Source organism: candidate division WOR-3 bacterium (assembly GCA_016934535.1).
Lineage (GTDB): Bacteria > SDB-A > SDB-A > SDB-A > SDB-A > JAFGIG01.
The window spans coordinates 1-14,319 of sequence record JAFGSQ010000030.1 but is presented as its reverse complement, the minus strand read 5'-3'; the positions used below and the strand labels follow the sequence as shown (position 1 = coordinate 14,319).

Here is a 14,319-nt window from a genome sequence, read left to right as displayed (position 1 = left end):
GCCGGAATCGATGTCCGGAATTGAAAACGCCGTGAAGGCGGGAAACATTTCGGATTATCTAAAGGAAAAGGAAATCAGGGACAAAGACCATCTGGAAAAAACCAACGAAGCCCTTATCCGGACAATAGAAAACGGGTATCAGGAAATTTCAAAATCTTCAACAGAACAGATATCCTCGCTCAACGGAAAATTGTCCGACATGATAGAAACTATTAAAGAATCCGGTAAAAACGACGAAATCAAAGATCTGCTGACACAGATAAACAGAAGCGAGACCTCTTTGGGGGAAGTTCTCTCTGAAAACACTGCCGTTCTTTCAGAAAGATACTCCAAAGAAATCTCCGAAAGTTTCGATAAACTGATGCAGAACCTTATCCCTGTTTCGAAAATGTCCGCTCAGGGAATAATCGAGATCAGGGATGAAATTAAAGATAACCTTCTCGCAATGCTCACCGAAAAGGATAAGAACGACAGGCTTTTTATGAAAGAAGCTATTTCGAGATGGGTAGAAGCTTACGGAAACGAGCAAAAATCCCTTTTCAATCTTGTCGGCGGCATGGATGAACGCATGGAGAGCATTGCCAGATCCCTCGCGGACATATCAGAAGGCAGGACACAAACCAGGCTCGTAGAATTTTTAGACAGCTTTGTCAAGAATTTTACCGCGGCAGAGAGTAAAAAAATACAGATGCTCATCGACTTCAGAGAAATAATCTCATCAAAAGTGCTTCCTCATCTTCACAATATATCCACTATCGCGGAACTCCAGAAACAAAGCACGGAGACTTCAATACAATTAACCTCCGCCGTCACTCAGCAAAACGAAATGGTGGCCAAATCCAATCAGGACATGACCGCGCTGATCGGCGAAGCCTCCAACAGCATTAAAAGAGCTTTCGCGGCCATAGAAAAAATCGTCGCTTCTCAAAATAAAAGCGTTGAAAAATTGAACTCTCTTTCAGATAAACTTGATTCTATTCTTTCAAAACAGATAGTCGTGTTTGAAAATGAAGAGAAGAACTTTAAACTTTTGGAAAATGAAAACAAAAGATCGAAAGCAATGATTCATAACGACCGCGGAGTAGGTTTTTATCACACAAAACAGCTCCAGGCCGCCGTAAAAGAATTCAAAACTGCAGTCGACCTTTCCCCCGAACTTCACGAACCGTATTTGAACCTAGGGGTAGTTTTTTCGGAAATGGGTGAAAATGACAAAGCCAAAAACTGCTTCACGAAAGTGATGGAAATGAATCCCGACGCAGTCGAAGCCTACATAAACCTCGGTATGCTTTACGTATTCGACAGTAAGTTCGAACAAGCCGAAAATTTGATAAAAGAATCCCTGAAATTCTCCCCGACTTATTCAAGATCTTATTCCGCCCTGGGAGAAGTTTATTTCAGAACTAAAAATTACAAATTAGCCGAGGAAGCCTGGAAAAAGGCCGTAGAACTGAATCCCATGGACGAAGAAGCCTCCAGCGGACTGAAACAATTGAGAGGAGACGACCTTGCCGAGTAACATTTTTCAGAGACTTTCGATTCTGCTGAAAGACAAGCAAAAGAAAACTTTTTTTTACAAATATTTTCAGGAAGACACCGAAAAGGCTTTTTTGTACAAAGTTGAATCCGAAGCCGAAGGAATCATGCCGGAAATTCATCACGAATCAAAGGACTCGGAATTTTTGACAGTTCCATTGGATGAAATCGCAAAAAAAATTCAGCAGGAACAGCAGGAGACTCAGCAGGAGACTTCTCAAGGCTCGGACATTTTCAGTTCTTTCGGCGCCGGCATAAGAGAAATAAGCTTCGAAGACGGCCAAAGCGAAAACTGAAACATCACCCGATGTACAAAACCGATTGGAAAACCATGGAATTAAAAACAAAACATGAAATAGAAAAAATGAGATCCGCCGGAAGGATTTTAGCCGGCATACTCACGGAACTTGGTAAAAACTGCGAAGCCGGAACTACCACCGGAAATATTGACAAACTCGCCTTTTCTCTTTGCGAAAAACACGGATCAAAACCGACTTTTTACGGTTACAGAAACTACCCGAGCGCCGTGTGCATCTCTGTAAATGACGAGGTAATACACGGTCTTCCCGGAAAGAGGATACTCGAACAGGGAGACATTGTCGGGATTGACATGGGAGTTACAAAAGACGGATGGACGGTAGATTCAGCAATCACCGTCGCTATACCTCCTGTTTCAGCTATTTCAGAAAAGTTAACGCGTGTGACGCTGGATTCGCTTTACGCGGGTATCAGAGCAGCAAAATCCGGCGGAAAACTTTTCAGCATAAGCGCTGCCGTTCAGAATCTGGTCGAACAAAACGGATTTTCAGCAGTCCGGGAATTCGTCGGCCACGGCGTAGGCAGACACCTTCACGAAGAACCGAGCATTCCCAACTTCATTCCCGACAAAAAATCCGGATTCAGAAACGTAAAAATCCTTCCGGGAATGACCCTGGCGCTGGAACCTATGGTCAATGAGAGATCGCCTGATGTAAAAATCGATGAAGACAACTGGACTGTCCGGACTCTGGACGGCGCTCTGTCCGCTCATTTTGAACATACGATTGCCGTGACGAAAGATGCCGTACATGTTTTAACTATTCGTGAAAACGAAACATTAGAAGAAATCATAAAGTTTTAAGGAGTGTGCATGCCCGATCACAAATATGAAAACCTGGAGTTCTATCCTGCATGGAACAAAATGGATGATAACGAAAAAAAAGAATCTTTCGATAAGGCTGAAGATTACAGACAATTTCTGAGTTCATCGAAAACCGAAAGGGAGGCGGTGAACTGGATAAAAGAGAGAACAAACAGCGATATTTACGTGCTTGACGAATTCATGAACAAATCGATAGCCGTCTCACGGCGCGGTGAGGAACCGCCGGAAAACGGCATAAACATTATTGCCGCCCACATAGATTCACCCAGGCTGGATCTCAAACCCAACCCGCTTTACGAAGAATGCGGCCTTGCCTACTTTAAAACTCATTACTACGGAGGAATAAAAAAATACCAATGGGTCTGCAGACCTCTCGCCCTTCACTGTTTTGTCATAGATGAAAAAGGCACAAAAAGAAGCATCGTGATAGGAGAGAAAAAAGGCGACCCCGTGTTTACTATCAACGATCTTTTGCCGCATCTTTCTCACAAAATCCAGGACGACAAAAAAATCGCTGAAGCTATTGCAGGGGAAAAACTGAACCTTCTCGTTTCTTCCCTTCCCCACGAAAGCAAAGATGACACAAAGGAAGCGGTAAAAAAAGCCGTCGTCTATTTTTTGAACGAAAATTACGGTATTTCCCCTCAGGATCTGCTTTGCGCGGAATGTGAAGCCGTCCCGGCCGGAGAAGCTCAAGACGTCGGTTTTGACAGATCTATGATCGGCGGATACGGCCAGGATGACAGGATATCGGCATACTGCGCGTTCAAAGCTCTCGAAACTGCAGTTAAACCAAAAAAAGCCTGTATGACTCTATGGTTCGACAAAGAGGAAACGGGGTCAAACGGAGACACGGGAGCTGATTCCGTAATTATTGAAGACGCGGTGCACAATCTGCTCAAAAAAACAAGAAAAGACGTCCCTTATTCGCTCATCAGAGAAACCATGCGAAAAAGCCTCTGCATTTCAGCAGACGTTGCATGCGCTCTCGACCCCGATTATCCGGACGTTTTCGAAAAAAACAACACAGCCAAACTCGGTTACGGCGTCTGTGTCGTAAAATACGCAGGGTCAAGGGGAAAATCCGGAACAAACGACGCCCACGCTGAAATTTTTTCAAAGATCAGAAACTTGTTCAACTCTAACAGAGTCGTTTGGCAGGTGGGCGAACTGGGTAAGGTCGATGAGGGCGGAGGAGGAACCGTGGCAAAATTCATATCGTACTGGGGAATACCGACAATAGACTGCGGAACCCCTGTCCTTTCGATGCACTCCCCGTTCGAAGTATCCCACAAAGCTGACATATTTCAGACAATCAAAGCTTTCAGATCTTTTTACATTTCATAGGAGACAACAATGCCGTATCTAGCTATTAATGGCGGAGAACCCGTAACAAGAGACTCTTTTCCTGTCTGGCCTGTTTTTGGAGAACCAGAGAGAAACAACCTTCTCAAAGCCTTCGAAAGCGGCAAATGGGGTTCAATAAACGGAACTTTCGTAAGGGAATTTGAAAACAAGTTCAGTGAATTCAGCAAAGTTCCCCACAGCGTCGCCGTTCCAAACGGTTCCGTCGCTTTGTCACTCGCTCTTAAGTCATGCGGAGTTGGCCCAGGCGATGAAGTTATAGTACCCGGCTACACATTTATCGCTTCGGCGATGTCGGTTCTTGACGCTCTCGCCAAACCGGTTTTTGCCGACATAGACCCCGAAACTTTCAACATAGACCCTTCATCTGTCGAGAAATTAATATGCGCAGACACAAAAGCCGTTATGCCGGTTCATTTCGCCGGAAGATCAGCCGACATGAAAAAAATAAGAGACATCGCTAAAAAACACGGCTTGGTTATTATAGAAGACGCATGTCAGGCCTGGGGCAGTTCATTTTCAGGTAATCCCGTCGGCACTCTGGGCGACGCCGCCTGCTTCAGTTTTCAATCCTCCAAAAACATCTCTTCGGGCGAAGGCGGCATAATAATCACCGGATCCGGTGAAATTTACAAAAAGGCCAAAAGCCTTGGAAATTGCGGCAGAAGCGAGACAGGGCTATGGTACGCGCATTACAACTACGGGGGCAATTACAGAATGACAGAATTCCAGGCAGCAATTCTTTTAGCTCAACTTGATAGATATCCGGAACTGCACAAGATAAGACAAGACAACGCCAGGGAACTTGCAGATAAAATATCGGGGATAAAAGGATACAAAACCCTTTCCTCGATCGAAGAAGGATCTGTTTCATCCTGGCACATATTTCCGTTCAGACTCGACACAGATTTTTGGAACGACATACCGAAAACCGACATAGTCAACGCAATCAGAGCCGAAGGCGTGCCTGTAAGCGCCGGTTATTCTTTGCCTGTTTACAAACAGCCGGTTTTCACCGAGAAGAATTTTGGACCGGGGGGCGGTCCGGTCTCATACTTTAAAACACCTTTCCCAGATTTCAATTCTTTTCGCCTGCCCAACACAGAGAGAGCATGTTTCAACGAAGCTTTGTGGATAACACAAAACATGCTTCTTTCGGATAATAAAATGATCAGTGTTATAATCGATGCTCTGGTGAAAGTTTTTAAGAACAGGGACGAGATGAGAAAATAAAGTGCCTGTTAACACTTCTATCCTGCTTGTCGACGACAACGAACTCATTTTAAATACAATAAAAATGTCTTTGGGGGGCGAAGATTACATCTTTCTCACAGCTTTTAACGGAAAAGAAGCTTACGAAAAAGCTTTGAAAGAAAAACCCGCGCTCATAATCACCGACGTCACTATGCCTGAAATGGACGGAATAGAACTATGCCGGAAAATTAAAACCACTTTTGAAACCAGATTAATTCCCGTAATAGTGATAACCGCTTACGACGCTTTAGTCGACAGATTGAAAGCGATAAAAGCAGGCGCCGACGAATTTTTATCCAAGCCTTTCAACCCCCTCGAACTCAAAGTGCGGATAAAATCGTTCCTGAAATTAAAGCATCTGCTCGACAAACTCGAAGACGTATCTATGGTTATCGCCTCTCTGGCCAAAGCAATCGACGCCAGAGACTCTTACACTCAGGGTCACAACGAGAGAGTCTCTTTCCTGGCGCAAATAATTGCCGGACATTTCAACCTGACACCGGCGACTAAAAGCGAAATGGAAGAGGCCGGTCTTCTGCACGACATAGGAAAAATAGGCATTCCGGAGAGTATTTTGCAGAAACCAGGCACTTTCAATCAGAATGAGCGTAAAATTATTGAAACTCATCCGGTGATAGGAGAGGAGATACTCAAGCCTTTGAAATCGACCGTCAATTTTCGTTCAATAATCAGATCACATCACGAAAAACTCAACGGTACAGGTTATCCCGATGCTTTAAAAGGCGACGACATTCCTTTCCCTGTGAGAATAATATCGGTTTCCGATGTGTTTGACTCTCTTTCGACAAACAGACCCTACAGAAAAGCGATGACGCTTGAACAAACCCTCGGAACCATAAAAGAAGAAGTCGACAAAGGATTCTGGGATTCCGAGGTTTTCAAGGCTCTCGAAAAAATCATCGGTGAAGAAGAAGTAAAATCCCTGTACAGATTTTAACATTTATCTGAAATAGAAAACCGCCTCGAAAGAACTGCTTCTGACGGCGGTTTCTTTTATCGTCTCATTTCCGTCGGTCTTCCAAAGAAACGAATATTCTTCGCCTTCAATTTCAATTACCGCCAGCGCTCTCGTTTCTTCTTCAACCAGTACGGCATATAGTATTTCTTCAAAGATCAAAAAAACGCTTTTTTCCCTGCTTTCTACGATTTCTCCCTCGGCCCGGCCCACGCAAAGAGAGAAAAAAAGTTCTCCGAAAGGAACGAGCGGGGCAATGTCATTTTCGGTCCAGCTCCTGTATTCCCTCCAAACACCGCTTTCGTCCTTCCATTTGACTTCGAGGGAATCATAGGATTTTCTCGCCTGAAATAGAGAAACTCCGAAAGGACCCGCGACGTTTATAGTCCAAAGCGAATCGTTGTGCAAAACCGCAAAATCTCCGGACATATCTCCGTACGGGGTTTTGAGAACAACTATTCCTCTCCATACGGAATCGGGAGGTTCTTGGAAATAAACCAAATCCTGAACGAGCAACGTCCGCTCTTCCTGCCCAGAAATTGCACTTCTTGAAGCACACCCGATAATAACCGAAACAACAGCCGAAAAAAGCGCTGTAATATAAAATGTATTTTTCACTTCACAGACCTTCCGCTTTAATTATCCACAAGTACCCGGTGGGGATTTTTTTCGCGTGACTTACAAAAATAATGTCGCCGTCAACGGAAACTTTTTCTGCCGGAGAAGATTCCCGGCAGAACGCCACGAGGTCCCCTTTTTTATCGTAGATATTCAATCCGTCAATATCAGAAGCGACAAAAACATGGTTTCCCGACAGTTCAACGTCATAAGCGGGAACATCCGACACGGCTCGAATGAACTCGCCGCACTTGCCTTCGGTCAAATCGTAAATCATAAGTCCGCCCTGCTCAGCGGCGATATAGAGTTTCTCTCCGTCGGTAGCCAAACCGGCGATCCCTGGTAAATCCCCAATAGTCGCCTTGAGCTCCCCTCCGACAAACACGCACACTTTCTTCATGTCCCAGAGTCCCGCCGCAATAATGTCTCCAAAGGCGCATACATGAGATGCGCTTCCGTCTAGGTTTATCCTGTCCGCGAGAGAATACGAGACGGCTTGTCCTATTCCGGGTCTCGTCCTGAATACCAGGACACCGCTTTCGCCGCAGGCGCAAAAAGCTTCATCTCCCCTTACGGCGACGTCGAAAAACATCGTCCCCGTGTCCGGGGAAATTATTCTCCCCACCGCTTCGAACCCCCCGATTCTCTCAACTATCAATACACCGTCGGTCCCCTCAACGACATAGAACTTTCCTTCGAAGTACCTGATATCCCTGACGTTATACCTATCCCTTACTATGTGGCCCCTGTCAATTAATTCAAGAGAATCACCGCCGCGCCATTCGTATCCATTGAGGTACTGTTTTGACAGGGCGTCGAAAACTGCTAAAAAACCGCCTTCTCCAGCCGAAATCGACGAACATGTTCCCAGAATGCTGTCGATTACATGAAATTCCAGTGGATCAATAACTTCGCTTGATTCAACTTCAGCTGGCGCGCAGGAGAAAACTGCCGTAATAGTTGAAAGAATAACTGCTTCAGTAAAAAAAAGTCTCATCTTTTGTTCCTCCTGATATTTTCCTTCTTCTCGCCCATGCATTGAGTCTCGCTTTATTCTTTGCCGTCAGTTTGAACAACTCGTCTCTGAGGGCATCGCTGTTGCCGGGGTGCCTCCTGTAATGGTAGAGCACTTCGTGGACTCTTTTCAACGAATATTTTTCAGTCACTTTCAGAACCATGTCGTAATCTTCGCCGTAATCGCAGAAATCTTTTTCGTCAAAATAACCCATTTCCTCGATGACGGATTTTCTCCATACTCTGGCCGCTCCCGCGCCGTCAACCCTGAGAATGTTGTTTACCGAATATTCCTCGTGACGGACAACTCCGAGATCTTCAAAAGTCAAACCGTTCTGATCTATAAGATCATAATAGCTGACTGCCAATCCCGCCGAGGGGTCTGATTCGAGAGCGTCGGTCATTTTTCTCAGGGTCGAAGCGGAATACAAGTCGTCTGAATCGAGCTGGGCGATGTATTTGCCCACAGCGTTCCTCACTCCGAGATTGAGAGCTTTGGCGATCCTGTTGTCTTCTCTCCTGAAAACCCTGATTCTCGGTTCGGTTTCGGACAATTTCAATGCCTCATCGTACGTGCCGTCGCTCGAACAGTTGTCGACTATCAGGATTTCCCATTTCTCAAAATCCTGTCTTCGGACGCTTTCGACAGCCTGAAGCAGTAATTCCGCTCTGTTGTGTACGGGTATTACGACACTCGCAATCACACCGTCGTCAGGTAAAATACTTTCGGAAACCTTGTTTGTGTTATCGCAGAAAAAATAAATTTTCTGCCTTTTTTGAAAATTTTCGAAGCATTTTTCAACCTGAAGCTTGTAATCTTCATTATAAAAAAGATAAGAAAAACCTCCGTATTCACCTTCTGACGGAAAGAAAAGCCGTTCTTTCAATGCGTTCGTTTTTTCAGGCAAATCAAACGAATACATGATTTCGGGAATTCTCAGTATTTCCCTCTTGTTCCAGAATTTCAAAAGCATGTCGTAATTGTAGGCCTCGGGAAATTCAGCGCTGAACAGACCTTCATCTTTTACGAAATCAGTTCTGTATATTCTCAATTTCCCGAAATTCCATCTCTCCGTCCAATCGCCGTTGTAGTCGTACAATCCTATTCGTTTTCCGTTTTTCTCGAAGTCTCCGTAAAAAATTCCTGTGTTTTGTCTGTTTTTTGCCGCTGATTCCAATATTCTGGTAAAATTTTCATTTATATAGACTCCCGGCGCGACTATCGCGAACCATTCACAACTTGCTTTTTCAATCTTTTCATTCACTGATTCGGGAGAATAGTCTTTTGAAAAAAGTATTTCGGCGGCTCCGGTCTTTTCAGCGCATTTTATCAACGATCTGTGTTCGGGTGTATCTTTGAGTCCACTTGCCAGAATAAAACTCGTTCCTGAATTTTTCCTAAATCTCTTTGTAATCTTCAAAAAACCCTCCCGTCAATTTTCCTGTATATCCAGGCGGAAGTCAGGACTTTCGGCACGTACGCTCTTGTTTCGGCGAATCCTATGTTGGATATGTATTCTTCTTCTCCTCCTCCGGCGCAAATCCATTTCCTCGCATTCCCCGGTCCTGCGTTGTATGCGGCCAGAGCGATTTCAATTTTTTTAAAGTTCGAAAGCTGATCGGAAAGATATTTTGCTCCGAACGTGAGATTGTCGTCCGGATCAGTCAACGAGTAAGAACGAATCCCGAGAGTCGAAGCCACCTGGTTTGCAGTCGCAGGCATCAACTGAGCCAAACCGACTGCCCCTGCCCAGGATATTACACTTTCGTCGAAAAGACTTTCCGTTCTGACAAGTCCCTGAAGCCAATAAATATCAAGAGAAAACCTTTCAGCGGCGTTTTCTATTGCCAGTCTGTACGCCTGAGGATAAATCATAAAAAAAAGCTCGGAAGGACAAGGCTCTCCTATCTGACTTCTCACAGAAGACGCGTATACTATCGATTTATATCTGTCGAGGCCTGCGGCAGCTGTTTTGGCCATTAAAAATTTTTCGAGCGGGTTGGCGGATGCGACGGTTTCCAGTTCTTTTCTTGCCCAAGTTCTCAGGCCGAAAGCGTAAAGAAATTTTGCTCTCTCGCATGCTTTCGCGGCGTTTTCTCTCATCTGATAGTCTGAAAGAGCCTCTTCGACGGTTTTTGCAAAATCGATCGAAAGCGGAATCACGTTGATTTCCATCTCAGTGAGACGCCTTTCAGATCTTCTCGCGTAATCACTGTTTGGCAGTGAGGTTCCGATTTTTCTGAAAATTTCGGCGGCTTTATCAGGACTCATCTTCAGAGCCGTAGTATAGACCAATGAAACGTTGCGCTCCGTAATCCTGAGGCCGGAAACGTATTCGCCAAATTCGGCTGTTTCGCGTGTGTCCAGCAATTTAAACATAATGTCTGCGGCTTTTTGAATCATGTCGTTTGAATGAGGAGACTCAAAAACAGTTTTCAGCAATCTTATGGCTTCCGTTCTATCGCCTTTGCCTATTTTCAATTCTGCAAGATAGACTAGTGCGTCATCGTAAAGATCTCCCGTCTGAAATTCGGACACGAACGAAGACCAAACCGCCTCTTCTTCGGATTTTTTGCCCAGGGATCTGAAGCACAAACCGAGATTGTAAAGGGCGGTTCTTCTCAGAGAACTTTTTGCGGCATTCTCGAGGTATAAAACTGCGTCTGAGTGCCTGGAAAGCCTTCTCAAAGCTCTCCCGAGAATTAAAGAAGCCTCGGAATCGGACCAGTTTGAGAGAACGTAAGGCTCGAGAAGGCTGACCAACTGTTCATATTTCCTCGAGCTTTCAAGGGAACGGGCTCTTGCGAGGGTGTCGGTTTCACCGAGTGAAATGAGAAGCGACCACGCGCTGTCAGAAAATTCATTCGCCGAAGGCAGCAATTCAGTAAGATAATGAATCGCTGACACTGTGTCCCCCAGAGAAAGAAATATTTTTCCGGCTCTGAACTTTTCACCATCGTCAAGCGATGAGTGTCTAAAATGGCGAACGGCTTCGTAAATGTCTCCCCTGGAAAGGTAAATCTGCGCCAGATCTCCCGACACGTAGGGATTAAGCAACGTAGAGTGTTCTTCGATAAATTTCTCCCCGGTCGATAGGGCCGATGCGGTGTCTCCCGTCATGAGATACGAACAGAATATAAAGTAATCCGCATAATCTTCTATACAAATCGGTACGCCTCCGGAAGCGCTGATTCGTATAAATCTATCCACCGCTATTTTGTAGTCTCTTCTTTCGAAAGCCTCTACAGCTTCGGCAAAATCCGCGTATTGACCTCTGAAAGTGTTGTCGTATCTGAAAAGAGGTCCCGAAATTTCGACGGCCAAAATGCTCTTGTCTGAGATCTTCTTCGCCCAGAACAAACTGCTGTCATAAGCGTTCATTGACAGATAGACGCAAGCCGCCCATACACAATACTCGGACGAAGATCTTTCGAATTCATTCTCGTACGAAAGAAGATCTCTTGCTAGGAGAACGTCTCCTCTGCGGAAAGCTTCGCCGATTTCATCAGTGCCGGCAAATAAAAGGCATGTCGCACAATTGACAAGAAAAACTGAAAAAACAATAATTGCGATTTTTTTCATTGTTTCAACTCTCCTTTTTCAACTCCGAAGGGTTCCCCCGGCAGTTTTCCGGGCCGTCTCCTTTATCTCCGTGCGGACATCTGTGCAGTTCGTAGCAATTTGCCATCTCATAGCAGGGTCTTTTTTCTGCCCAACTGAATCTGCTCAGATCAACGCTTTCGTAGATTTTCAGGATTCTGCATCCCGGAAAATAATGCCTCAAAATAAATTTATGATCGAATCCCTTCGCGGCCAGGTTCATGGCTCCTATCTGGCACATTCCTACACCGTGACCCCACCCCGCGCCGCGGCAAATCCAATTGTCTCCTTCGTCAGTCAAATAAAATGAGGCCGACGGAAGAGTCGAGTGCGAGAAGATTTTGCGCACATTCAGTTCACCGGAAACAAAGCACTCTCCGCGTTCGCCCTTGAATTTTACTTTAATTACCCTGAATGAGGGAGTCACTTCGAGCGGTACAGCCGAAATCACTCTTCCTATAGAATGCCCGGCCAGAGCGAGATTTTCCGAAACCTCTTCTTTGCCTATTTTCTTCTCCCACCTGAAATATTCCGAGGCGTATGAGAATTCTTTAAGGTCGCTCGATGAAGGAGCGCAAAGGATGCCCGGAAATGAGCCTTCGACGTAATGCCGCAAACTTTTGCATTCCGGATTTTCTTCAATACTGTCCCATTTTTCAGGCATGTAGGAATGTGCCCGGTCTCCGCCCCATGCGTCCTGGAATTTCACGGTCACGCCTCCGCACATTTTTGAAAACCTGCAGTCGGCAATTTCGTCGCCGTAGATGAGAAATTTTCCTGCGGTATGGGAAACGGCGGAAAGTATTTTATCTGTTTCTCTCAGTACACCGCGATAGTCCTGGCAATGATCGTCCGCGCAAAGATTGAAGTTTTCACCGGCGTGAAGGCTCTTCGACATGCTGAAGGCGGAGGATCTTGCTACAATCGCCTGAACTTTTAAAAACTCGGCGGGACACCGGGATTTCATTTCGGATCCGACAACCGAGGCGATGTAATATTCTAACGGGATTTCGTTTATAACCGTTATGCCGCGAGAAGACGAAACGAGTTCCAAAGTCCCTCGAAAGGCGTGATCTTCTTCGTGCTCCCAGTGAAAAGACTCGCCGACCTTGATCCCCCTTACGACTGAAAAACAGCTCTCGATCCTCAGCGGCGAAGAAAATATTCTCTCTTTCATAAGAATTTTTTCCCGTGAATTCCTGAACTCGCAGTCTCCGGAAAACCTATGCCCGTCGTTTCCTGGAAATGATATTTTTACGCTGTCCCTCGGACCCGCGACTTTAATTCTGATTAGATTGTTTTTTATCATTTCAGAATCGCCGCCCATTCAACCCTCCACAGCATTTTCGACAAATTCAATTTCACCTTTGACAGAATCAATACTCACCAGTACGCCGAGAGGCAGGGTTATCTTGTCGGGAACGTGCCCGAAATCGGCTCCTGTTATCACGGGGCAATTCAATGAAGATAGCCTTTCAGCGACAACTTCATCGCATGAAGGCGGCTGGTCCGGGCAGGAAGCAAATTTTCCCACAAGGACGCCTTTTACGCCGTCGAATTTACCGGCGGCTTTTAGATGAGTGAGAATTCTGTCAATCCTGTATGGGGACTCTCCGGTGTCTTCAAAGGCGAGTATTTTCCCTTCCGTTTCAATTTCGTATTCAGTTCCTATGGATGTCTGTATGAGCGAAAGACACCCTCCAGTCAACACGCCCTCAGATTTACCCGATACGACGCTTTTCCATCCGTCCGGAAATCTGTGAACACCGGTGCACTTTCCCGTCGCCATTCTTTCGAGAAAATCAAAAGAGAAATCGGATGGATTTTTCCCGAAGTCGGCAGAAAGCATGGGTCCGTAAAAATTTACGAGTCCTTTTTTGAGCAACACGAGCGAAAGAACAGTCAAGTCTGAAAATCCGCAGAAAATTCCGTTAAAAAAACTCAGTTCATTTGAACGGAAAATATCATCGGCTATCCTCGAACATCCGTAACCGCCTCGTATTCCAATTATCATACCAGTCTCCGGATCTTCGAAAGCTTTAAGAAGCGATCTTTTCCGCGTGACGTCATCGGCCGAAAGATACCAGGTTTCCTCATCAAAACCAAAATCCTCCACTTTGTAACCTTTTTCGGCGAAATACTTGACTGCGAGAAAAAATCTTTGTTTGTCCTTCAGGGGACCAGCCGGAAGGATGGGTACTATCTTTGAATTTTTCCCAAGTTTTCTGGGTTTTCTCATATACTAAAAAAGAGCGGAAAACCGCTCTTTTTAAAAAAGGCTAAAATTTCTTTCACTGATTTGTGGTCACGCTTATCTTGCCTTCACAGTTCCAATTTTTCTCGTAACCGTATGCGTCTTCGCCCGATATGCGTATGTTAAGATAAACCTGTTCGGTGGGATTGGCTATCAAGTAATTTCTGATTTCAACCGTGGGGACAGGATATGAATTCAGCGCTGTCGCTCCTGCTTCTCCCGTCGGGATCAGAACGTCTATGTAACGGGTTATGTTGTTTACGCCTGTAATTGTCGAACCGTCATTTTTCCTGAAACTGAATTCGGCCCTCAAAGCTCTCGCTTCGACATCGTTTGTCACTCTCACTGTCACGGAAATAGTCGTGAAAGACGAATCTGCCACGACAAAAATCTCGGGATTTATTTCTTTTACAACTACCTCCGGCGTCGCGACCATTTTACCGCAACCGATACTGAACAGAGCAATAAAAACGACCGCCGTATAAAATCTTAACATCGAAACCTCCTTTTTTTCCTAGAACCAGATTATAATACTTTCATATAATTTTTTCAAGCGCTTT

The 14,319-nt window shown here is 45.2% G+C and carries 13 protein-coding genes; 6 read left to right on the top strand and 7 right to left on the bottom strand.

Annotated features, from left to right (window positions below):
• The 6 genes from JXL83_05455 to JXL83_05430 all read left to right on the top strand — a co-directional run.
• Positions 1-1,519: tetratricopeptide repeat protein (locus JXL83_05455; protein MBN2363557.1), on the top strand; the 1,519-nt coding region annotated here is incomplete at its 5' end.
• Positions 1,509-1,832 carry a hypothetical protein gene (locus JXL83_05450; GenBank protein ID MBN2363556.1) on the top strand — a complete coding sequence of 108 codons (324 nt, stop codon included), beginning with the start codon at positions 1,509-1,511 and terminating at the stop codon, positions 1,830-1,832. The genes JXL83_05455 and JXL83_05450, both read left to right, overlap by 11 nt.
• Positions 1,833-1,843: 11 nt before the next feature.
• Positions 1,844-2,656 carry a type I methionyl aminopeptidase gene (map, locus tag JXL83_05445; GenBank protein MBN2363555.1) on the top strand — a complete coding sequence of 271 codons (813 nt, stop codon included), beginning with the start codon at positions 1,844-1,846 and terminating at the stop codon, positions 2,654-2,656.
• Positions 2,657-2,665: 9 nt separating this feature from the next.
• On the top strand, positions 2,666-4,024 hold the full coding sequence (locus tag JXL83_05440) for an aminopeptidase (GenBank protein ID MBN2363554.1): 1,359 nt from the start codon (positions 2,666-2,668) through the stop codon (positions 4,022-4,024).
• Between the two features lie 9 nt (positions 4,025-4,033).
• A complete protein-coding gene (locus tag JXL83_05435) occupies positions 4,034-5,275 on the top strand; it encodes a DegT/DnrJ/EryC1/StrS family aminotransferase (GenBank protein ID MBN2363553.1) in 1,242 nt (413 codons plus the stop codon).
• Between the two features lies 1 nt (position 5,276).
• Positions 5,277-6,254 carry a response regulator gene (locus JXL83_05430; protein MBN2363552.1) on the top strand — a complete coding sequence of 326 codons (978 nt, stop codon included), beginning with the start codon at positions 5,277-5,279 and terminating at the stop codon, positions 6,252-6,254.
• 3 nt (positions 6,255-6,257) lie between these two features.
• Here the strand turns inward: JXL83_05430 and JXL83_05425 are convergent, their stop codons facing one another.
• The 7 genes from JXL83_05425 to JXL83_05395 are packed head-to-tail and all read right to left on the bottom strand — an operon-like array spanning position 6,258 to position 14,255.
• Complete coding sequence (locus tag JXL83_05425; GenBank protein MBN2363551.1) at positions 6,258-6,890, bottom strand: hypothetical protein; 633 nt, start codon at positions 6,888-6,890, stop codon at positions 6,258-6,260.
• Position 6,891: 1 nt separating this feature from the next.
• Positions 6,892-7,887: a hypothetical protein gene (locus tag JXL83_05420; protein ID MBN2363550.1), complete on the bottom strand. Its 996-nt coding sequence runs from the start codon at positions 7,885-7,887 to the stop codon at positions 6,892-6,894.
• Positions 7,868-9,325 (bottom strand): glycosyltransferase, encoded by a 1,458-nt coding sequence (locus tag JXL83_05415; GenBank protein MBN2363549.1) that lies wholly within the window; start codon positions 9,323-9,325, stop codon positions 7,868-7,870. The genes JXL83_05420 and JXL83_05415 overlap by 20 nt, the downstream gene beginning before the upstream one ends.
• Positions 9,322-11,487: a lytic transglycosylase domain-containing protein gene (locus JXL83_05410; protein ID MBN2363548.1), complete on the bottom strand. Its 2,166-nt coding sequence runs from the start codon at positions 11,485-11,487 to the stop codon at positions 9,322-9,324. The genes JXL83_05415 and JXL83_05410 overlap by 4 nt, the downstream gene beginning before the upstream one ends.
• 4 nt (positions 11,488-11,491) lie before the next feature.
• Positions 11,492-12,832, bottom strand: coding sequence for a SpoIID/LytB domain-containing protein (locus tag JXL83_05405; GenBank protein ID MBN2363547.1), 1,341 nt, complete (start codon positions 12,830-12,832; stop codon positions 11,492-11,494).
• Entirely contained in the window at positions 12,833-13,744 is a 912-nt protein-coding gene (locus JXL83_05400) for an LD-carboxypeptidase (protein ID MBN2363546.1), read from the bottom strand.
• A 52-nt stretch (positions 13,745-13,796) separates the two neighbouring features.
• On the bottom strand, positions 13,797-14,255 hold the full coding sequence (locus tag JXL83_05395) for a hypothetical protein (protein MBN2363545.1): 459 nt from the start codon (positions 14,253-14,255) through the stop codon (positions 13,797-13,799).
• Between the last annotated feature and the right edge of the window lie 64 nt (positions 14,256-14,319).